The sequence below is a fragment of the Mycobacterium sp. SP-6446 genome (assembly GCF_001954045.1).
Classification (GTDB): Bacteria; Actinomycetota; Actinomycetes; order Mycobacteriales; family Mycobacteriaceae; genus Mycobacterium.
The window spans coordinates 1-18,803 of the sequence record NZ_MBEM01000016.1 but is presented as its reverse complement, the minus strand read 5'-3'; the positions used below and the strand labels follow the sequence as shown (position 1 = coordinate 18,803).

Sequence of the window (18,803 nt, the reverse complement as noted above, 5' to 3'; positions counted from 1 at the left end):
GCATCACCGCAGGGCGAGGCGCCTGCGGCGGCGGCCCCCCGAGTTGCTCCAGCGGAATGTCGGCCCCGGCGCCGCCGGTCGAGCCGCCGCCGGCCGTGCATCCGCCACCGCCCGCTCCCGCCGCCGCTGGCGAGGCAGAGCAACCAAGGGCGCCGGGCCTGATCGAGCGGATGAGAACTCGAAAGCTGCGCGCCGCGGCTCCGTCCTTTCGCACCGAACAGGCCGAGCCCACGTTTCGGCTGCCGACGCAGGCCGGCGCGCGCACGATCGGCGTGGCCGCACAGCATTTGGGGCTTGCCGTCGACGGGCGCGCGTTGCTCACGGACGTCTCGTTCACCGCGCGCCCGGGCACATTGACCGCGGTGATCGGGCCGTCGGCCGCACGCAACTCCGCGCTGCTCGGAATGCTCGCGGGCACAAGGAAACTCAGCTCCGGCCGGATCACCGTCGACGACCATGACGTGCACGCCGAGCCCGTGTCGATGCGCACCCGCATCGGAATAGTCGCGCGCGACGACCTTCATCGGCAGCTCACCGTCGAACGAGCGGTCGACTACGCGACCAAACTACGGCTCCCGCCGGACACCCTGCCCGAACACCGCCGCCGCGTCGTGGACCAGATTCTCGAAGAACTCGAACTGACGCCATACCGCTCGACCCGGATCAGCAAGCTGCCGCCCGAAGCGCGCCGATGCACCGCGCTGGCGGTCGAACTCACCACCAGGCCGACGCTGCTCGTCGTCGACGAGCCGGGCGCCGGGCTGGACGCGGGGCAGGAAAGTCACGTGATGGCGGCGCTGCGACGGCAGGCCGACATCGGTTGTGTCGTCGTGGTGGCGATGAATTCGCGGACATCGCTGGCGGGGCTCAACATGTGCGACCAGGTCGTGGTGCTCACGGCCGGCGGCACCATGGCCTTTGCCGGCACCCCGCTGCAGATCCAGTCTTTGACGGGCAGCACCGACTGGTCGACGATCCTCGCGCAGGTGAGCGCCGATCCCGGCGCGGTTCCTGTCCCCCAACAAGCGGTGCCTCCACCGGCCGTGGCAGCGCCATGGCCACCGCCCGCCGGACTCAGCGCGAGCCGGCAAATGCGATTGGTGATCGGCCGCCAGGTTCGCCTCCTATTCGCGAGCCGCGTCTACTCCGTATTCCTGCTCTTGCTGCCGTTCGTATTGGCGGCGCTGACACTGCTGATTCCCGGCAATTCCGGCCTGGGCAAGCCGAATCCGGCCAGCCACCACCCGCACGAGGCCATCGAGATCCTGGCGGCGCTCAACATCTCCGCTGTGCTCATCGGCACCGCGTTGGGCATCCGCGAGGTGGTCGGCGAGCGCCGCGTCTTTCGGCGCGAGCAAGCTGTCGGGCTGTCGACGCCGGCCTACGTGGCCGGCAAGATCATCTTCGTCAGCGTGGCCGCGGCCATTCTGACGGCCATCACGTTCGCGATCGTCGTGGCCGGCAAAGGCGCTCCCGTGCACGGCGCCGCCGCGCTGCACAACGCCACGGTCGAGCTCTATGTGGCCGTCGCCGTCACCGCGATCGTGTCCGCCATCGCCGCGCTCGCGCTGTCGGCGCTGGGTAAGTCGCTGCGGGAGGTCGTACCGCTGCTGCTGCCGCTACTCCTGGCAGCCGTACTGTTCAACGGAAGCCTGGTGCAGCTGGTGAGCAGGTGGGGATTTCAGCAGATCTCGTGGTTTGTCCCGGCCCAATGGGGCTTCGCCGCCTCGGCGTCCACCGTGAATCTGCGCAGGATCGACGCGCTGGCCGCCAATGCCGAGATGTGGACACACTATGCGGGTTGGTGGGTGTTCGACATGATCATGCTCGTCGGCTTCGGCGTGCTCGGGATCGCGTTCATCCTGTACCGGCTGCGCTCCCCCAACCCGGTGGACCGGGCACCTACCTCATAACAGCGCGGCGACGAGCAACCCGAGCAGGTACGTCGCGGCGACGGCGACCGCGCCGAAGAGCAGCTGCCGAGACGCCGCCCACCACATGGGCTTGCGGGTGAACCGGGCGGTCAGGCCCCCGGCGACGAGCAGCGCGGCCGCGCCGCACGCCATTCCCGTCGCCAGCGACCCATACCCGAGAAGGTAAGGGATCAGGGGAATTAGCGCACCGACGGCGAACATGACGAACGAGGAACTCGCGGCTACCCAGGCCGACGGCTTCTCGTCCGGATTGATGCCGGTCTCCCGCACCAGATGGACGTTGACCGCGCGGTTCTCGTCGCGATGGATCTCATCGGTGGCGAGCTGGGCGGTTTTCTCGGTCAGGCCGAGGTCGACGAGCATGCCGATCAGCTCGGCCCGTTCGGCTTCCGGGCGGGTGCGCAGCGCGCGGCGTTCGACGTGGACCTCGGATTCGATTTGCTCGTTGGCCGTCGTCACCGACGTGTACTCGCCGAGTGCCATGGAAAATGCCCCGGCAAGCAAACCGGCCACACCGGCGACGGTGACGGCGTGAGCACTTTCGCCCGCGGCCACGCCGGCGATCAGGCCGGTGTTGCTGACCAGCCCGTCCATCGCACCAAAGGTGGCCGCGCGCAACCAGCCTCCGCTGATGTCGGGATGGGTGTGCCCGACGTCGTACGCCGGGTCGGGTTGCTGTGACGGGGTGTCCGGCTGGGCCATGACGCCATCTAAGCGGCGGGCCGTGACGCACCGCTAGGCAGCCCGCGTCTCAGGACTTGTTTCGAAGGCCCGAGCAGCGGGTTACCGTCGCACTATGGCGCCAGACATGAGTAGCACTGCCGAACATCTGCGCAACACGTTGGACGGGCGTTGGCGGGACGTGAAGAACCGCATGCGCGGGACGCTGACCGAGGAGCTGTTCCGCCCGCACTACACGCCGAACACGGTGATCGCCCGCACCAAGGTTGCCGAGCAGATGAGGATCATGGCCGCGTTCGGTGTCGCCGCCGACAACTTCCGCAAGGAGCACGGCGGGACCGGCGACATCGGCGCGGCCATCACGATGATCGAGATGCTCGCGATGTCGGATCTGTCGCTGATGGTCAAGGCCGGGGTGCAGTGGGGGCTGTTCGGCAGCGCCGTGGAAAACCTGGGCACCGAGCGCCACCACGAGGCCTACGTCAAACAGATCATCAGCCTCGAATTGCGCGGCTGTTTCGCGATGACGGAGACCGGGCACGGCAGCGACGTCCAGGCGCTGGAGACCACCGCCACCTACGACCCCGAGACCGAAGAGTTCGTCGTCGACTCCCCGAGTCCGACGGCCCGCAAGGACTACATCGGCGGTGCCGCCCAAACCGCCACGATGGCAGCGGTTTTCGCGCAATTGATCACCAACGAAGACGGCAAGCCGGTCAACCACGGCGTGCACTGCGTGATGGTCCCGATCCGCGACGCCGAAGGCAATGACCTGCCCGGGATCACGACCTCCGATTGCGAATACAAGGGGGGGCTGCCCGGCGTCGACAACGGCCGCATCGTGTTCGACCACGTCCGGGTCCCGCGGGTGAACCTGCTGAACAAGTACGGCGACGTCGCCCCCGACGGCACGTACAGCTCCCCGATCGACAACCCCAACCGGCGGTTCTTCACCATGTTGGGCACACTGGTTCGCGGCCGCATCACGGTGGGCGGCAGCGCCGGGGCGGCGGCCCGCGTCGCGCTGGACATCGCCACCCGATATGCGTTGCAGCGCAGGCAATTCAGCGCACCCGACGACGACTCCGAGGTGCTGATCATGGATTACCTGGTGCATCAGCGCCGGCTGTTTCCGTTGATCGCGAAGTCATACGCCCTGCAGTTCGCCCAGAACGAGCTCGTCAGCAAATGCCACGACGTCCAGACCGCGGATGACCCCGACGCCGACGAGCAGCGCGAACTGGAGGCCCGCGCCGCAGGGCTGAAGGCGGCCAACACCTGGCATGCGTCGCAGGCCATTCAGGAGGCCCGCGAGGCTTGCGGCGGCGCCGGCTACATGGCCGAGAACCGGCTGATCGCGCTGCGCGGCGACACGGACGTGTTCACCACGTTCGAGGGCGACAACCATGTGCTGACCCAACTGGTGGCCAAGGAACTGCTGACCGCCTACGCCGACGACATCCGCAGCATGAGCCCGGTCGAATGGGTGCGGTTCGCCGCGAACACTGTCGGTGAGCGGGTGATGAAACGCACTGCGGCCGAGGCGATTATGCAAAGAATCGTCGATGCCCGGCAGGACAGCGAGGAAGAGGGCAGCCTGTTCAACCGCGGCACCCAGGTCAACATGTTCGAGGAGCGCGAGGACTACTTGCTGTCTTCGGTCGCGCGCCGGCTGCGGGACAAATCGAAAGACATGTCGGAGTTCGACGCGTTCAACGCCGTGCAGGATCATGTGCTGCACGCGGCGAGCGCACACATCGACCGGGTGGTGCTGGAAGCTTTCGTCGCCGGGATCGACGCGTGCGAAGACGACGACGCCCGCGAACTGCTCGAGCTCGTGTGCGACCTCTACGCGTTGTCGGTGATCGAGGACGACAAGGCCTGGTATGTCGAGCACGGGTACCTGTCCACCGGCCGAGCCAAGGCGGTCACCCGGGGGATCAACGACCGCTGCCGCGCGCTGCGCCCGCACGCCGAGACACTCGTCGACGGGTTCGGCATCCCCGAACCGCTGCGATACGCCGAGATGCTGCATCCCGAGAACCTGCCGGATTCCTAGGGCGCCGAGCTTGGGCGGCAACGCTATTCGTTGGGGATCTTCCCGAGCGCCCGTAGCTTTCCGTCAGGCCCGATCTGGAATTTCACCGTGCCCATTCCGGTGGGGCAGCAGGGCTGATCGTTGCCCTTCTGCCACTGGTACTGGACCGTGATCGTGTCATCTGAGGGCGGCAGCACGGTGATGTACGGCTTCGGGTTTGGCGTCGCGGGGCCCAGCGGCGTGTTGTGATCGAAGAACAGCAACTGCTGGGGCGTGTTTTCGCTGGCGATGGTCGGGATGATCTGCACCCAGTACAGCCGGCATTTACGGGTGTGCCCGCGCGCGATTTCGACCCACGTCGAGCCGGGAACGATGATCGGAACCGAGGCGATGGCCTGCCGCAGCGTATCGGCCGTGGGCCCGTCGGAGTCCTTGCAGTTCTGACCCGGCGTCGCGCGGGGTGCCGGAGCGTTCGAGCCGCAAGCCGTCGTCAGCAGAATCAGCAGCATCACGATCAGCCGACGACGCACAGCGCGAGCTTAGCCAAAGCCGTAATATGCCCGAAACGTACGGCGCATTCGGCCGAAACATCCCCGTCGCAGCATTTCGGATGTGGCAGCTAGAGACGCCGACAAGACCGCCTGCCCGTTGCAGTGCGGGCGGCGGCATGGCGCGGTAAGCCGCGACCGGGTGGACTGGGCGGGTCTGCCGACCAACCTGGACATGGCGTTTTCCCAGGCGCAATGCGACAAGGTTTACGCACAGCATCTGCTGCGCAGGCGCCATGCCCAGCTGCGCCGGTGGTTGCCCCGCGGCGAGCACGTGTGCGTCTGCGAAGTCACGGCTGAGGTCGTGGAGGACCTCGACGCGGCGAAGGACTACGTCACGTCGTAAATGCCGCCTTGGCGTGTCAGCGGTTACGCGGCGCCGGCTGCCCGTACACCGCCACCACGACGGTGCGGTCCAAGCTGTTCTCCGACCACACCCCGATCGCGGTGTTGGCGCAGTCGCGGATGATCGCCATGGCATCGGAGTTGTGGTACCACTGGTTGATCAGCTCGAGGCTGCTGATCGACATCGCCGGGTTGATCGCCACGGTCTCGGCGGCCTTGCCCTGGAAGCCGGCGGCGTTGGCGCGGTCCTGCGGCGACGATCCGTCGGATCCGGTGTCGTCGTTGATATTCCGGTTGTTGAGCATGTCATCCGCGTGCCACTCGGCGGCTAACGTCAGCGCGTTGTTCCTGACGACATCGTTCGTGCAGCCCGCCTGATGCTGCAGCGTGTAGACGCCGGAGACGACGGCGCTGTTGAGCCGCTTGTTGTCGGCGTGTGCGGTGGGCGTCGCCAATCCCGCTATTCCCCAGAGGATCACGGCCACCGACAGCGTCCCCGCGCTACCGCGCTTCCACACGATCATGGGGCCCTCATCACACCGGATCGAAATGCGAAACCAGCCATCGCCCGTTGACCTTGTCCAGCGTCACCCGAATGACGGGTTGGGTGTCGGTGGGTGCGCCGTTGCCGATGGTCACGGTTTGGTTCACGAACAACAGGACGACGGCGTGGTTGGCGGTTGCCGAAACCGGTGCTGCTGCGCCGACTTTGGCGACCGCCGAGATGTGCCTTTCCTTCGCACCAGGGATGACGACCTCGCGGGTCAGCGTGGTGTAAGCGTCCTTGAACTCGCCGGTCAGCCGGTCCCGCGCCGCGCCGAGCTCCTTGTCCGCCGAATCCGCCTGGTACGACAACAGGGCGACCGCGTCTTCGCTTGCGACCCGGGCCGATTCGGTGCGGGCCAGCGCGAGGGCGTCGGCCGACCCGTCCACCCACTTGAAATAGCCCGCCGCCAGCGCCAGCAGCAATGCCAGCCCGGGGAACACACCGTAGGCGAGCACTCGCGTCCACGCGATCGGGCGTCTGGTGTCGGGCTCTTCATCGGAAACCTCGTCGATCTCAACGGCTTCCGGTTCGTCGATATCGACGACTGTGTCTTCGATCTTGTCGCTGAGGGTCGTCATGGCACGAACACCACGTTCGACACCTTGGCGTCGTCGCCGACCGCCTGGACCTCGATTCGCATGCGCCATTCCCGCGGCGCCTCCTCGCCCCCGGCGGTCCGCGACTTCACCGCGACGGCCACCAGCACCTGGGCGGCGTCGCCTCGCTGGGATTCCAGCCCGGCATCGGTGACCGTGCCTTCGGATTTCGATTGCGCCGCCTTGACGACCTCGATGAAAGGCTTGGATCGCTGGGCGAAGTCATCGCGGAACGCTCCAGTGGCCAGATCGAGGATCCGCTGCACGTCGGCGTCGACCTCGGTGTAGTTGATCGAGGTGAGGTTCACCGCGCCCTGTCGAGCGATCTGGACGAAGAGGTCGCGCTGCGCCTGGGCCTCGTGCTTTTCGTACGCGCGGTACCCGAGCCAGCCGGCCAATCCGATCAGCGTCGCCAGGATCACCGCGCTCGCCACCAACACCGATGCGGCACCCGAAAGCCGCCGCCCGGTGAATCGGTTCCGCCAACGGGAAAGCCGCCCTTCGGATTGCGTTTCGTCGGCGGTTTCAGGTTCGTCGGTCATCTTGCTCCTTCATTCTCACGGTGGCGGCACCAACAGCGACTGCCAGTTCTTGGCACGCGGGTGCGCCAGGTCGGATTCGGTATAGCGGCGTCCGTCGGGTCCCACGTAGTCGCCGGTCGCCGGGTCATACGTCGCGACGGCAAGCGGCGGAGCCGACGGCGCGGTGCCGCGCGGCGGTGGCAGCCGCGGGTCCTGGCCCGGCGGATACTGCGGTACGCCCTGGCCGGTCGTGGTGGCGTTCGGATCGCCCTTCCAGTTATAGCCATCGTTGAGCGGCACGTACTCCTCGTCGCTCTCACACAGCTCGACCGTCGGGGCCCGCTTCCACGGCTTGGCCTCGCACGGAATGTTCCGTACCCCACGGACATGGAGCTCCGAGTCCTGCGGCAGGCGGCAATACAAGTCCGCCGCAGGACGGTCCGGGGCGTCGACGCTGGCCGGTGAGCGACGCTGGGTCGGCGGCAGATACCCGGTGGTGCAAGGCGGCGGCAGGTTCATGTTGAGGTTGAAGTCCAACTGGGCGCCCCGGTACTCCTGTTTGGTGTTGGAGCTCGGCACCACGATCGCCGCCATCGCCGCGATGCCTTGCGGCAACAGCACCAGGAGCTGTTCGATGTCATGGCGGTAGACGACCGCGATGTCACCGAGGCTCGCGAGGTTGGCGAACAACACCGGAACCGCCGGTGCCACGCGGTCGAGCAGCGCGCGACCCTCCTCCAGCCCGGAACCGCCCTGCGTCAGGAGATCTCGCACCGCGGCGTCCTGCGCCTTGAATTGCGCCATGATGGCGGCGGTGCGATCGGCCCAGCTTGCGATGGCGCCCGCCGTCTGGACCTGGGAGTTGAGCACCGGCGGCGATTGGTCGATCAGGGTGGCGAGCGGGTCGACGGTCCGGCCTCCCGCGATGGCCAGCGCTGTCGACCCGTCGACGATCCGCGACAGCTCGGGCCCCAGGCCGGCGACCGCCCGGTTGCTCTCGTCGATCACGGTGCGCAGGTTGTCGCGCGGAATCGCCTGCAGCGCACGGTTGGTCAGGTCCAGCAGGTGCCCGATGTCGACGGGCACGTCGACCCGCCCGGCGGGAATGATGTCGCCGGCACGCAGCGACCGGGAATGCTCGCCGTCCCTGCCGGGCTGCGGCGTCAGTTCGATGTATTGCTCACCGATCGCCGAGCGGCTGTGCACCGACGCCTGGACGTCGGACGGCACCTCGACCCCGGATCGCAGAGCGAGCACCGCGCGCACCCCGGAGGCGGTGACGTCGACCGACTTGACCTGACCGACGTCGGTGCCCCGGTAGGTGACAACAGAAGTCTCATACAGGCCGCCCGACTGGGGCAGATCGACCGTGACGGTGTATTCCCCGATCCCGAACACTGTCGCGGGTAACTTCATGAAGTTGAATGCCATTGCGCCACACGACAACACCGTCACCAGCGACAACGCGGCCAACTGGATCCAGGTCCTGCGATTGAGGCGCAGCATCAGTATCCCCCGCTGTGGTAGGGATAGGTCAGCGGGTTTCCGGCGGTGGCCGGGCTCGGCTGCATGCCGATCGTGCGTCCCCACTGCAGTTCGAGTCGGGTGAGATTGCCTTCCCATCGTGACCCGGTGAACAGCCCCTGGTCGATGCGGCTCAACGTCAAATCGACGACCAGGGTGAGATTGGCGTAGTCACCGCGGAACCAATTGCGCACGGTGGACGCGGGCCACGGGTAGGCCGCCAAGCCGTCCAGACCCCTGGTGAGCGCCGGACCCGCATCGGCGAGCGAGCGCAGCACTGGCTCGATATTGCGCAGGTTGTTCACCAGGGATTCCCGGCTTTGGTGGATGGTGTCGGCCGCCAACGCGCTGAACTTGCCCAGCTGATCGATCGCGTCGGCGATCTTGGTGCGCTGGTCGGCCAGCACCGCGAGGGCTTTGGGCACCGTCGTCAACGCCTTGTCGACAACCGGATCCTTGTCGGCCACCTGACCCGCCAGCGAGTTCAGATTCTCGGCGGCGGCGATGATGTCGTCGGTCTGATCGTTGGTGCGCGCGATGAACTCGTCCAACTGGCCCAGCAGGCTGCGCATGTCGTTTTCCCGGCCGGCGAACGCCTTGGCGATCGACTGGTTGATCTCCTGCAACTGCGCAATTCCCCCGCCGTTGAGCAGGATTGACACCGAGGCCAGCGTCTGCTCGGTGCTCGGATACAGGCTCGCGCGCGCCAGCGGGATGACCGATCCGTTGGTCAGTTGGCCGGACGGCGGCTCGTCCTTGGGCGGCGCGAGCTCGATATGCATCGACCCGAGCAGGCTGGTCTGCCCGAGCTTGGCGGTCGAATTGGCCGGCAGGCGGACGTCGCCGTTGATGCGCATGGTGACCAGCGCATGCCAGTCCTGCAGCTCGATCTTGGTGACGTTGCCGACGTTGACGTCGTCGACGCGAACGCGGGTGTTCTCCTGGATGGTGACCACGTCCGGCATCTGCGCCTGGATCGTGTAGGAGCCCGGGCCCCCGCCGGCGGTGCCGGGCAGGGTGAACGAGTTCAAGCCCCGCCATCCGCAACCCGCAAGCGCGGCAACGCATATCGCTCCCAGCCCCGCGGCTATCGCGCGTCTCATGATGGCCCCGCCGGAAGCATCAGGTTCTGCAGCACCTGGGTCGAGCTGATCGTGCCGTTCGGCGGTGGAGGCGGCGCCTCGGCGGGCGGCGCCGCGTCCGGCGGTGCGGGCGCCTCGGGCGGTGGGGGCGCCGCGGGGGGCGTGTAGCCGGGCCGCAGCCAGTCCTCGCTGTAGGTGATCTCGTCCGGCCGGGCCTGCGTCCCGACGAACGGGTTGAGCCCCGCCGGGATGTAGTTGTAGATGCGGTTCTTGATGACCGGCTCCACGTACTGCAGGCACAGCTTTGACACCCGGGCCAGCCGCGCGCGCGACGCCGCCTCGATCGAGCTGCAGATCCACTGCGGGATGTCGGCGAAGTTGTTCAGCGCGATGATGCCGGTCATCGCGCTCTGGGCCGGCTGATAGATGTTGAGGAAGTTCTGGAAAACCGTTGGGGCGATGTGCAGGATCTGCTTGATGTCACCACGGCTGTCGTTCAGCGCGGTGGTAATGGAACCCATCCGGTCGAACGTGACACCCATTGTTTCCCGGTTTTCGGCGAGGAAGTCGCGCACGTCTCCCAGGGCCTGGTCGAGTCCCTTCACCGCGTTGGCGACCTCGTTGGGTGTGTTCGACAGCACCGTCGTCACGCTGGCGAGGTTCTGGTTGAACGAGGCCAACAGGTCGCTGCTGGAGTACAGCGCCGACACCAGCAGCTGCAGATTGCGCACCGTGCTGAAGATGTCGTCGGCGTGATCGCCGAGCGCCGAAATCGCTTCGGAGAGCTTGAGTACGGTGTCGCGGGCGGTGTCCCCCTCGCCGCGCAGGTTGTCGGCGGCGGAGTTGATGAATTCGCCCACCGAGTTCACGCCGCCCGGGGCCGTCGGTTGCAGCGCGCCGGTCAGTTTTTCCAGCTGCTTGCGAAAGTCGTCCCATTCGACCGGTACCGCGGTGCGGTTGAGCGGGATCGACGCGCCGGGGCTCAGTTTGGGCCCGCCGGAGTACGCCGGGACGAGTTGGATCGCGCGCGAGGTCACCAGTGACGGCGACAGGATCGCGGCGCGGGCGTCGGCGGGCACCGCATACTGCTTGTCGACCGAGAACGTCACCTTGGAACTGGTGGGTTGCGGCTCGATCTTGTCCACCACACCGACCGCGACACCCAGGATGCGGATCTCGTCGCCCACGAACAGGCCGTTGGTCTCGGCGAAATATGCCGAGTACGTGCTCTTTTCGACGGTGCTCCAGAGCTTCACGCCGACGATCACCGAAGAAATCGTCAGCGTGGCCGCAAGGCTGACGGCGGCCAGGATCTGTAAGTTGCGACGGTTCATGTTCACGGCCCGTCGGGCTGGTGGGCGGGCGGGGGGACGATCCGGACCGGCGGTGTCGACGGCGGCGGTGACGGCGGCTGGGACCACAACGGGACCGGGGCGTTCTCCGGCGGCACGGGTGGAGTCCCGGTCGGCGGGTCGACCGCCTCCGACGGCAGCTTCTGGTTCGGATCCAAGACCCGGTCATACATGTCGGCGTCGAGAACGGGGCCGCTGAGCTGGCCGGGAATCAGGTTCGCCACATAGGCCTTGAAAAATGGTCCGGAACCCAGGCATTCGCCAAACGACATCGCGTACCGCTTGAACTTGGGCAGGGTTCGTTGCAGGTCTTCTTTGCGGTTGTCGAGGACCTCGAGCACCCCGTTGAGCTTGTCGAGGGCCGGCTTGAGTTGAGTCCTGTTGTCCTTGACCAGTCCCGAGATCTGGTGTGACACCGCGGTGAGGTTGTTCATCAAAGCGTCGAGTGAATCCCGTTCGTCCAGCAGCGCCGCCAGCAGGGCGTTGGAATTGGCGACCAGGGTGGCGATCTGTTGGCTGCGCTTGCCCAGCACCGCCGAGATCTTGTTGGCATTCCCCAGCAGGCTGCGCAATTGCGCGTCGCGGCTGTTCAGGGTCTCCGAGAACCTGGCCACCCCCTGCAGCGCGGGTTTGAGATCCGGTGGGGTTTCCTTGAAGGTGTTCGCCAATGTCGTTAGCGCGGACGATAATTGGGCGGTGTCCAAACCGCTGATGGTGGTCGTCAGGTCACCCAGCGCGTCGGGCAGGTCGTACGGCGACCGGGTGCGCTCCAGCGGGATGGGTCCCGTCAGGCTCCCGTTGCCGCGCGACGTGAGCTCGAGCATCTTGCTGCCCAGAATGGTCTCGGTCTTGATCGCCGCTTCCGTGCGGTCGCCCAGCTGAATGTCCTTACGGACGGTGAACCCGACCCGGACCTTGGTGCCGTCCAGGCGAATCTCCGAGACCCTCCCGACACCCATGCCCGAAACCCGAACCGTGCTACCGGTTTTGATGCCGCCGGCCTCGGAGAAGTATGCCGAGTAGTCATTGGTGTTCTTGATGAACGGCAACTTGTTGTATTCGAAGGCGGCGATCACGACGCACGTCACGATCACCGTGCCGACAATGCCGACCAGGACGGGATTGCGATCGCTGAGCGGTTTGATGTTGATTCGCTTCATCGCGGCGTGCACCGCCCGCTCGGCTGGCCGATCAGTTTGACGAAGATCGGGTTGCCGCCCTTGCCGTTGAGCTTGAGCAACACTTCGCAGAAGTAGAAGCCGAAGTAGTCGCCGTTCAGGCCCTGACGGGCCAGGACCTGATAGATGTCGGGCAGCTCCTTGAGCAGGTTGTCGAAATACTCGCGGTCGGAGAGCACCTGGTTGGACGTCCGGTCCGTCTCGCGCACCACGTCCTTGATCGGCTGGCGCGACTGCACCAGCAGGTCGGCGACCGACCCGGCGGCCGCGTTGATGTACGCCAGCCCGGTGGAGATGTCGGTCTTGCGCTGCGCCAGGCCGTCCACGAGCGCCGACAGCTTGTCCAGGCCGTCGGAGAACTCGTGGTCGCGCGTGGCGAAGGTGTGCAACACGGTGTTCAAGTTCGTGATCAGCTCGCCGATCAGTTCGCTGCGCCCGGACAGGGTGGAGGTCAGCATCGAGGTCTGCGCCAGCACCGAGGCGAGGGTGCCGCCCTGACCCTGGAAAATGCGCAGCAGCTCACCGGACAGCGCGTTCACCTGATCGGGATCCAGCGCGCGGAACAACGGTCGGAAGCCGCCGATCAGCGCGTCGATGTCCAGTGCCGGCGACGTCCGCGCCATCGGAATCGTCGCGCCGGGCGTCAACCGACGTGGCGCGCCGGCGCCCTCTTCGAGGGCGAGATACCGGTCGCCGATCAGGTTTTCGTACCGCACAACGGCTTTGGTGCCCTCCGTGAGCCGCACTCCCCTGTCGACCGCGAAACCGACGGTCACCGTGCCGTCGTGATGCAGCGTGAGGTCGCCGACCTTGCCGACTTCGACCCCGGCGATGCGGACGAAATTGCCGGACTTCAGGCCGGATATGTTGGTGAAGACCGCTTGATAGCCCGTGCGGTCCTCGAAACGCAACTGGCCGAACACCGCGATCAGCGCGAACGTGAATACCAGGCAGATCACCGTGAACAGCGCCACCCGGACGATCACGGCGGACATCTTTCGTCTTCTCATGGCGGCGGCTGCCCCCCGCGCCAGAAGTAGCGCGGCGCCTCGGGAGGGTTCTTGGTGGTCGGGAAGTAGTTGGCCCACCATGGATTACCGGCGGCCACGTTGGTGCGGATCTCGTTCGGCGCGGCGCCCCAGCCGGTGTCGGTGACCAGAGCACGAACCGGGAAGTTCGCACTCGGATCGGGCAACGAACCGCAGCTCGGCCTGCCGCCGGGACCGCCCGTCGCATTGACCTTCGGCAGATGCTTCGGGTATCGGTACGGGTCGTCGCCGAACAGGAGGGCCGCGTCCAGGATCACCGAATAGCCATTGCCGCCCAACGCGTCTCGGCCACCGTGGTCGACGTACCATTGCGCGCCCTGGAACAAGCAGGTGTAGGTCGGCGAGTATTTGTTGAGCAGCGCGGTCGTCGGATCGAGCAGGTTGACCGAACGCACGATGTTGGATTCGCTGTTGCCGAGCACGTTGATGCCGGCCTGACTGAAGCCCACCGCCGACAACAGCAGCGTGTCCAGTGACCGCTGGTTTTCGGTAAGGGTGGCGCTCGAGGTCGACGCCGAGTCGAGGATCGACAGGATATCCTGTGCCGCATCGGAATAGGCGGTCGATGTCTTGCCGAACAACCGCCAGTCCCGCTGGATCGTTCCCATCCTGGGGTTGACGGCAAGCAGCAGGTTGTTCGCGTCGGTGACCGCCTGCCCAATCCGGTCGCCCTTGCCGCGCACCGACTGCGCGAAGGCCGACAAGATCGCGTTGAGCTTCGCCGGGTCAAGCGCCTGGACCACGGACTGCAGGTTTTCGAACACCGTGTTGACTTCTACGGTGACGTTGCGTGAGCGCAGCACCGCGCCGGGCCGCAGCGCCGCGGCGCTGGGGTGCTCGGGCACGATCAGATCGACATACTTCGACCCGAACGCCGTGGTCGATTTGATCTCCGCCTCGATGTTGCTCGGCAGATATTTGAAGGGGCCCGGGTCCATTTTCAGCCGCAGCTGGGCCGCTTTCACGTCGGTGCCGATCGACGCGACCTGGCCGATCTGTACGCCGCGCAGCTTCACCTTCGCGCCGGGTTCCATGACCAGTCCCGCCCGGTCCGACTCCAGCGTGAGCGGGATGGATGGGCGGAACGTGCCCGAGAACGACGCGGCGGTAAGCACGATCAGTCCGGCGACCAGAAGAAACAACGTTGGCGCCCACCAGATCGGGTCGAGCTTGCCCCGGCGGGTGCTGTTGCCCTTGCTATGCCTGCGGCGGTCGGTACTCATCGTAGTCATCCCGACAGGTTGAAGTTGCCGGATTGCCCGTAGATGGACAGCGAAATCATCAGGCACACAAAGGCGGTGACGATCATCGACGACCGCACGGACCGACCGACCGCCTCCCCCACCCCGGCGGGGCCGCCCGTCGCGGTGAAGCCGTAATAGGTGTGCACGACCATCACGCCCGCGGCCATCGTCAGCGCCGCCAAAAACGACCAAAACAGGTCGGTGGGACGCAGGAACGTGGAGAAGTAGTGCTCGTACACGCCGCGCGACTGGCCGTAGATGTAGATCGTGCCGAATTTGGCCGCGAAGAACGACATCAGCACGGCAACCGCGTACAGGGGGATGACGACGAGGATCCCGGCGATGATCCGGGTGGACGCCAGATAGGTGATCGAGCGGATCCCCATCACTTCGAGCGCGTCGATCTCCTCGTTGATGCGCATCGCGCCCAGCTGCGCCGTGGTGCCGGCACCGATGGTGGCGGCCAGCGCCACCCCGGCCGTGCATGGCGCGATCATCCGGACGTTGAAGAACGCTGACAGGAATCCGGTCAGCGCCTCGACTCCGATGTTGGACAGGGTGTCGTAGCCCTGTACGGCGACGAGGGCGCCGGTGGTCAGTGTGAGGAAGCCGATGATGCCGACGGTGCCGCCGATCACCGCGAGAGCGCCTGTACCCATTCCCATGTCGGCGATCAGCCTCAGCAGTTCCCCCGGGTAGCGCCGTACCGCGTCGCCGGTGGAGGCCAAGGATTGGCCGTAGAACGCCGTCTGTTCGCCCAGCCTCCGGATGGCGGCGACGAGCCGGGGTCCGAGGTTGGGGACCCACGTCTGTTCGCCCGCGAGGTCACTCATTTCGCGGTCACCTTTACCCCGAGCGCAGTGACCACGATGTTGATGAAGAACAGGGCCATGAACGAAAACACCACGGTCTCGTTCACCGCGTTCCCGACGCCGGTGGGGCCGCCGCCCACGGATAGACCCTTGTAGCAAGCGATTAGGCCGGCGGACAACCCGAACAGCGTCGCCTTGATGAGCGAAATCACCACCTGCGGAAGCCCGGTGACCAGTGTCATCCCGGCGATGAATGCGCCCGGCGTGACGTGCTGAACGAAGACCACGAAGATGTAGCTTCCCGTCAGGCCGGTCACGGCGACCACCGAGTACAGCAACAACGCCACGAACGTCGCGGCAATGATCCGCGGAACCACCAGGGCCTGAACGGGATTGACGCCGATCACCTTCATCGCGTCGATTTCCTCGCGGATGGTGCGCGCGCCCAGGTCGGCGCACATCGCCGTCGAGCCCGCACCGGCGACGGCCATCGCGGTGACGACGGGCCCAACTTGGGTCACCGATGCGAGCGCCGCCCCGGCACCCGAGAGATCGCCGGCGCCGATCTCGACGAGCAGGATGTTCAGGACGAACACGATGAGCACGGTGTACGGGATCGACAGCATGATCGTCGGAAAGATCGAGACCCTGGCGACAAACCAGATCTGTTCCAAGAGTTCGCGCCACGCCCACGGCCCTCGCACCACGGCAACCAATGACTCGATGCTGAGCACGAAGAACTGACCCAGCGCATTTATGGGCCTTGCCACGGCGGTGGCGTTCATCCGTCCCCCAATTCCGTAATACCGTTCACCCGCTCGTAATCAGTTGCGCGGTAACGGGTAAGCGTTGTTTACATGCGGACGGCATCGTCTGTTGCGCGCATGGAACATTGCCGCAACTTACGGGCAAAGCGATGCCCGGCGTCAGGGTTGCAATCAATCAGAAGAAATCTGGTCAATGCGGCGAACGTCCGCCGCCGCGTTCAGATGGGGTCTGCGCAAGACCGGGTGGCGCGCGGGCGACCACAGCAAGGCCGTGCGGATTTCTTTCCGCCATGTCGGAACCTACTCGCGCATCCGCGACCGCCGACCGTTCGGCAGTCGCTGTCGAAGCTCACAGTTCGGAGAAGTCAGGCCGAAAGCAAGTGTTCGATTCAGGGTGAACGCAATTGCGCCGCCCACGAAGGGATGCAGGCGGTGCCAGCCCGGCCGCCGGCAGCCGGAATCCAGACCCAATCGCGAGACCTCTACAATTGCCTACTCAGTGGGTGAGCAAAAGTCTTTCGGGACATCGACGAACCCAAAAACAACCGAAGCAACCGCCGAATCCGAACTCATAGGACCATTTCAGGTGCCAATCCCATTGACGCTCGGCGTCACTGAAGGACTACGTCCGGCACCGGGCGCATCGTCAACTGGCAGATCCGATCAGTCCCGCACCACCGTCGCCTAAGGAAGAAGTTTCATGAGCATCGCCGAGGATGTCACACAGCTGATCGGAAACACGCCGCTGGTGCGGCTGCGCCGGGTCACCGAGGGCGCCGTGGCCGACGTCGTCGCCAAGCTGGAATCGTTCAACCCGGCCAACAGCGTGAAGGACCGCATCGGGGTGGCCATGCTGGATGCGGCCGAAAAGGCCGGTCTGATCAAGCCGGACACGATCATCCTCGAGCCGACGAGCGGGAACACCGGCATCGCGCTGGCAATGGTGTGCGCGGCCCGCGGCTACCGATGCGTGCTGACCATGCCCGAGACGATGAGCATCGAGCGGCGGATGCTGCTGCGCGCCTACGGCGCCGAACTCGTCCTGACCCCGGGGCCGGACGGTATGCCGGGCGCGATTGCCAAGGCCGAGGAGCTGGCCAAGACCGACCAGCGCTATTTCGTGCCACAGCAGTTCGAGAATCTGGCCAACCCGGCGATACACCGCGCGACCACCGCCGAGGAGGTCTGGCGCGACACCGACGGCAAGGTCGACATCTTCGTGTCCGGGATCGGCACCGGCGGGACCATTACCGGCGTCGCCCAGGTCATCAAGGAACGCAAGCCGTCGGCGCAATTCGTCGCCGTCGAACCGGCCGCGTCGCCGGTGCTGTCCGGCGGACAGAAGGGACCCCACCCGATCCAGGGCATAGGCGCCGGATTCGTCCCGGCGGTCCTCGATATGGATCTGGTCGACGAGGTGATCACGGTCGGCAACGAAGACTCGCTGAACCTGGCCCGGCGGTTGGCCGCCGAAGAGGGGCTGCTGGTCGGCATCTCCTCGGGGGCCGCCGCCGTGGCGGCCCTGCAGGTGGCGCGCCGGCCCGAGAACGCCGGCAAGCTGGTCGTCGTCGTGCTCCCCGACTTCGGCGAGCGCTACCTGAGCACGCCGTTGTTCGCCGACGTGGCGGACTAGCCATGTTCGCAGCGATGCGGCGCGACATACGGGCGGCCCGGGAGCGCGATCCCGCGAGGCCCACCACGCTGCAGGTCATCTTCGCCTACCCCGGCGTGCACGCCATCTGGGGCCACCGGATCAGCCATTGGCTGTGGAACAGGGGCGCGAGATTGGCGGCGCGGACGTTCGCCGAGCTCACCCGCATTTTCACCGGGGTCGACATCCACCCCGCCGCGACCCTCGGCCCCGGCCTGTTCATCGACCACGCGACCGGCGTGGTGATCGGGGAAACCGCCGAGGTGGGCGAGGACGTCCACATGTACCACGGCGTCACCCTCGGCGGCAGCGGCGCGGATACCGGGAAACGCCATCCCACCGTCGGCGACCGCGTGACCATCGGCGCGGGCGCCAAGATCCTCGGCGCGATCAAAATCGGCGACGACAGCCGGATCGGGGCCAACGCGGTGGTGGTGAAGCCGGTGCCGTCGAGTTCGGTGGTCGTCGGGGTCCCCGGGCAGGTCATCAGCCGCGCCGGCCGGGGCACCCCGGACGACTCGATGATGCCCGACCTCGTCGGGGTCAGCCTGCAATCCCTGCTCACCAGGGTGGCCAAGCTGGAGGCTTCGGGCGAGGGCCCGCAGAACGGCCGCGTGATCCGGCCACCCGAGGCCGGGGTGTGGCACGGCGAGGACTTCTCCATCTGACACCAGGCCTGGAGGTTGTGATGAGCGATCCCTGCACGCCGCACATCCCGGCCGCGTTGGCCGCGCCGAGCCTCAATCGCGGGGTGGGCTTCACCCACGAGCAGCGGCGACGCTTGGGCCTCACCGGCCGCCTTCCGTCGGCCGTGCTCACGCTCGATCAACAAGCCGATCGCGTGTGGCGTCAATTGCAAAGCCTCGCAACGGATCTGGGGCGCAATCTGCTCCTCGAGCAGCTGCACTACCGTCACGAACTGCTGTACTACAAG

General features: G+C 66.3%; 18 protein-coding genes and 1 pseudogene. 6 read left to right on the top strand and 13 right to left on the bottom strand.

What is annotated here, in order from left to right; all coding sequences use genetic code 11:
* Window positions 1-56: 56 nt before the first annotated feature.
* Window positions 57-1,913 (top strand): ATP-binding cassette domain-containing protein, encoded by a 1,857-nt coding sequence (locus A5736_RS01470; protein ID WP_083667098.1) that lies wholly within the window; start codon window positions 57-59, stop codon window positions 1,911-1,913.
* Here A5736_RS01470 and A5736_RS01465 read toward each other — a convergent pair.
* Window positions 1,908-2,636, bottom strand: coding sequence for a VIT1/CCC1 transporter family protein (locus A5736_RS01465; RefSeq protein ID WP_076244116.1), 729 nt, complete (start codon window positions 2,634-2,636; stop codon window positions 1,908-1,910). The genes A5736_RS01470 and A5736_RS01465 overlap by 6 nt on opposite strands.
* A 94-nt stretch (window positions 2,637-2,730) precedes the next feature.
* Here A5736_RS01465 and A5736_RS01460 point away from each other — a divergent pair, with 94 nt between their 5' ends.
* Complete coding sequence (locus tag A5736_RS01460) at window positions 2,731-4,674, top strand: acyl-CoA dehydrogenase (protein ID WP_076244114.1); 1,944 nt, start codon at window positions 2,731-2,733, stop codon at window positions 4,672-4,674.
* 23 nt (window positions 4,675-4,697) lie between these two features.
* Here A5736_RS01460 and A5736_RS01455 read toward each other — a convergent pair whose 3' ends face one another.
* Entirely contained in the window at window positions 4,698-5,165 is a 468-nt protein-coding gene (locus A5736_RS01455) for an LppP/LprE family lipoprotein (protein WP_076244123.1), read from the bottom strand.
* 100 nt (window positions 5,166-5,265) lie between these two features.
* On the opposite strand from A5736_RS01455, the gene A5736_RS01450 reads away from it, so the two are divergent.
* Window positions 5,266-5,547: a hypothetical protein gene (locus A5736_RS01450; protein ID WP_076244112.1), complete on the top strand. Its 282-nt coding sequence runs from the start codon at window positions 5,266-5,268 to the stop codon at window positions 5,545-5,547.
* A 16-nt stretch (window positions 5,548-5,563) separates the two neighbouring features.
* Here A5736_RS01450 and A5736_RS01445 read toward each other — a convergent pair whose 3' ends face one another.
* Genes A5736_RS01445 through A5736_RS01395 form a run of 11 tightly spaced genes read right to left on the bottom strand, consistent with a single transcriptional unit; the run spans window position 5,564 to window position 16,236 of the window.
* Window positions 5,564-6,070, bottom strand: a complete 507-nt coding sequence (locus tag A5736_RS01445; RefSeq protein WP_076244110.1) for a CAP domain-containing protein — start codon at window positions 6,068-6,070, stop codon at window positions 5,564-5,566.
* Window positions 6,071-6,080: 10 nt separating this feature from the next.
* Window positions 6,081-6,671 (bottom strand): hypothetical protein, encoded by a 591-nt coding sequence (locus tag A5736_RS01440; protein WP_139333060.1) that lies wholly within the window; start codon window positions 6,669-6,671, stop codon window positions 6,081-6,083.
* A complete protein-coding gene (locus tag A5736_RS01435) occupies window positions 6,668-7,231 on the bottom strand; it encodes an Mce protein (protein WP_076244108.1) in 564 nt (187 codons plus the stop codon). The genes A5736_RS01440 and A5736_RS01435 overlap by 4 nt, the downstream gene beginning before the upstream one ends.
* 15 nt (window positions 7,232-7,246) lie before the next feature.
* The gene (locus A5736_RS01430) at window positions 7,247-8,716 is read right to left on the bottom strand and encodes an MCE family protein (RefSeq protein WP_076244106.1); all 1,470 of its coding nucleotides are present in this window, start codon (window positions 8,714-8,716) and stop codon (window positions 7,247-7,249) included.
* On the bottom strand, window positions 8,716-9,837 hold the full coding sequence (locus A5736_RS01425) for a virulence factor Mce family protein (protein ID WP_076244104.1): 1,122 nt from the start codon (window positions 9,835-9,837) through the stop codon (window positions 8,716-8,718). The genes A5736_RS01430 and A5736_RS01425 overlap by 1 nt, the downstream gene beginning before the upstream one ends.
* Window positions 9,834-11,150 carry an MCE family protein gene (locus A5736_RS01420; RefSeq protein WP_139333059.1) on the bottom strand — a complete coding sequence of 439 codons (1,317 nt, stop codon included), beginning with the start codon at window positions 11,148-11,150 and terminating at the stop codon, window positions 9,834-9,836. The genes A5736_RS01425 and A5736_RS01420 overlap by 4 nt, the downstream gene beginning before the upstream one ends.
* 2 nt (window positions 11,151-11,152) lie before the next feature.
* Window positions 11,153-12,328: an MCE family protein gene (locus A5736_RS01415; protein ID WP_139333058.1), complete on the bottom strand. Its 1,176-nt coding sequence runs from the start codon at window positions 12,326-12,328 to the stop codon at window positions 11,153-11,155.
* Window positions 12,325-13,341, bottom strand: a complete 1,017-nt coding sequence (locus tag A5736_RS01410; protein ID WP_371328348.1) for an MCE family protein — start codon at window positions 13,339-13,341, stop codon at window positions 12,325-12,327. The genes A5736_RS01415 and A5736_RS01410 overlap by 4 nt, the downstream gene beginning before the upstream one ends.
* Before the next feature lie 11 nt (window positions 13,342-13,352).
* Window positions 13,353-14,618, bottom strand: a complete 1,266-nt coding sequence (locus tag A5736_RS01405; RefSeq protein ID WP_076244101.1) for an MCE family protein — start codon at window positions 14,616-14,618, stop codon at window positions 13,353-13,355.
* A gap of 5 nt (window positions 14,619-14,623) precedes the next feature.
* Window positions 14,624-15,472, bottom strand: a complete 849-nt coding sequence (locus A5736_RS01400) for an ABC transporter permease (protein WP_076244099.1) — start codon at window positions 15,470-15,472, stop codon at window positions 14,624-14,626.
* Complete coding sequence (locus A5736_RS01395; protein ID WP_076244097.1) at window positions 15,469-16,236, bottom strand: ABC transporter permease; 768 nt, start codon at window positions 16,234-16,236, stop codon at window positions 15,469-15,471. Before A5736_RS01395 ends, A5736_RS01400 begins: the two co-directional genes overlap by 4 nt.
* 682 nt (window positions 16,237-16,918) lie before the next feature.
* Between A5736_RS01395 and cysK the strand changes: the two genes are divergently transcribed.
* From cysK to A5736_RS01380, 3 genes and pseudogenes are all read left to right on the top strand, one after another.
* Window positions 16,919-17,851 carry a cysteine synthase A gene (cysK, locus tag A5736_RS01390; protein WP_076244095.1) on the top strand — a complete coding sequence of 311 codons (933 nt, stop codon included), beginning with the start codon at window positions 16,919-16,921 and terminating at the stop codon, window positions 17,849-17,851.
* A gap of 2 nt (window positions 17,852-17,853) precedes the next feature.
* A complete protein-coding gene (gene cysE, locus A5736_RS01385; RefSeq protein ID WP_076124345.1) occupies window positions 17,854-18,537 on the top strand; it encodes a serine O-acetyltransferase in 684 nt (227 codons plus the stop codon).
* 20 nt (window positions 18,538-18,557) lie between these two features.
* Window positions 18,558-18,803: pseudogene (locus tag A5736_RS01380) on the top strand (NAD-dependent malic enzyme); the annotation flags it as partial.

Excerpts from the sequence above, each read along its gene's own strand:
- A5736_RS01470 (WP_083667098.1), top strand. The coding sequence starts at position 57 with ATGTCGGCCCCGGCGCCGCCGGTCGAGCCGCCGCCGGCCGTGCATCCG.
- A5736_RS01465 (WP_076244116.1), bottom strand. The coding sequence starts at position 2,636 with ATGGCCCAGCCGGACACCCCGTCACAGCAACCCGACCCGGCGTACGAC.
- A5736_RS01460 (WP_076244114.1), top strand. The coding sequence starts at position 2,731 with ATGGCGCCAGACATGAGTAGCACTGCCGAACATCTGCGCAACACGTTG.
- A5736_RS01445 (WP_076244110.1), bottom strand. The coding sequence starts at position 6,070 with ATGATCGTGTGGAAGCGCGGTAGCGCGGGGACGCTGTCGGTGGCCGTG.
- A5736_RS01440 (WP_139333060.1), bottom strand. The coding sequence starts at position 6,671 with ATGACGACCCTCAGCGACAAGATCGAAGACACAGTCGTCGATATCGAC.
- A5736_RS01435 (WP_076244108.1), bottom strand. The coding sequence starts at position 7,231 with ATGACCGACGAACCTGAAACCGCCGACGAAACGCAATCCGAAGGGCGG.
- A5736_RS01430 (WP_076244106.1), bottom strand. The coding sequence starts at position 8,716 with ATGCTGCGCCTCAATCGCAGGACCTGGATCCAGTTGGCCGCGTTGTCG.
- A5736_RS01425 (WP_076244104.1), bottom strand. The coding sequence starts at position 9,837 with ATGAGACGCGCGATAGCCGCGGGGCTGGGAGCGATATGCGTTGCCGCG.
- A5736_RS01420 (WP_139333059.1), bottom strand. The coding sequence starts at position 11,150 with ATGAACCGTCGCAACTTACAGATCCTGGCCGCCGTCAGCCTTGCGGCC.
- A5736_RS01415 (WP_139333058.1), bottom strand. The coding sequence starts at position 12,328 with ATGAAGCGAATCAACATCAAACCGCTCAGCGATCGCAATCCCGTCCTG.
- A5736_RS01410 (WP_371328348.1), bottom strand. The coding sequence starts at position 13,341 with ATGTCCGCCGTGATCGTCCGGGTGGCGCTGTTCACGGTGATCTGCCTG.
- A5736_RS01405 (WP_076244101.1), bottom strand. The coding sequence starts at position 14,618 with ATGAGTACCGACCGCCGCAGGCATAGCAAGGGCAACAGCACCCGCCGG.
- A5736_RS01400 (WP_076244099.1), bottom strand. The coding sequence starts at position 15,472 with ATGAGTGACCTCGCGGGCGAACAGACGTGGGTCCCCAACCTCGGACCC.
- A5736_RS01395 (WP_076244097.1), bottom strand. The coding sequence starts at position 16,236 with ATGAACGCCACCGCCGTGGCAAGGCCCATAAATGCGCTGGGTCAGTTC.
- cysK (WP_076244095.1), top strand. The coding sequence starts at position 16,919 with ATGAGCATCGCCGAGGATGTCACACAGCTGATCGGAAACACGCCGCTG.
- cysE (WP_076124345.1), top strand. The coding sequence starts at position 17,854 with ATGTTCGCAGCGATGCGGCGCGACATACGGGCGGCCCGGGAGCGCGAT.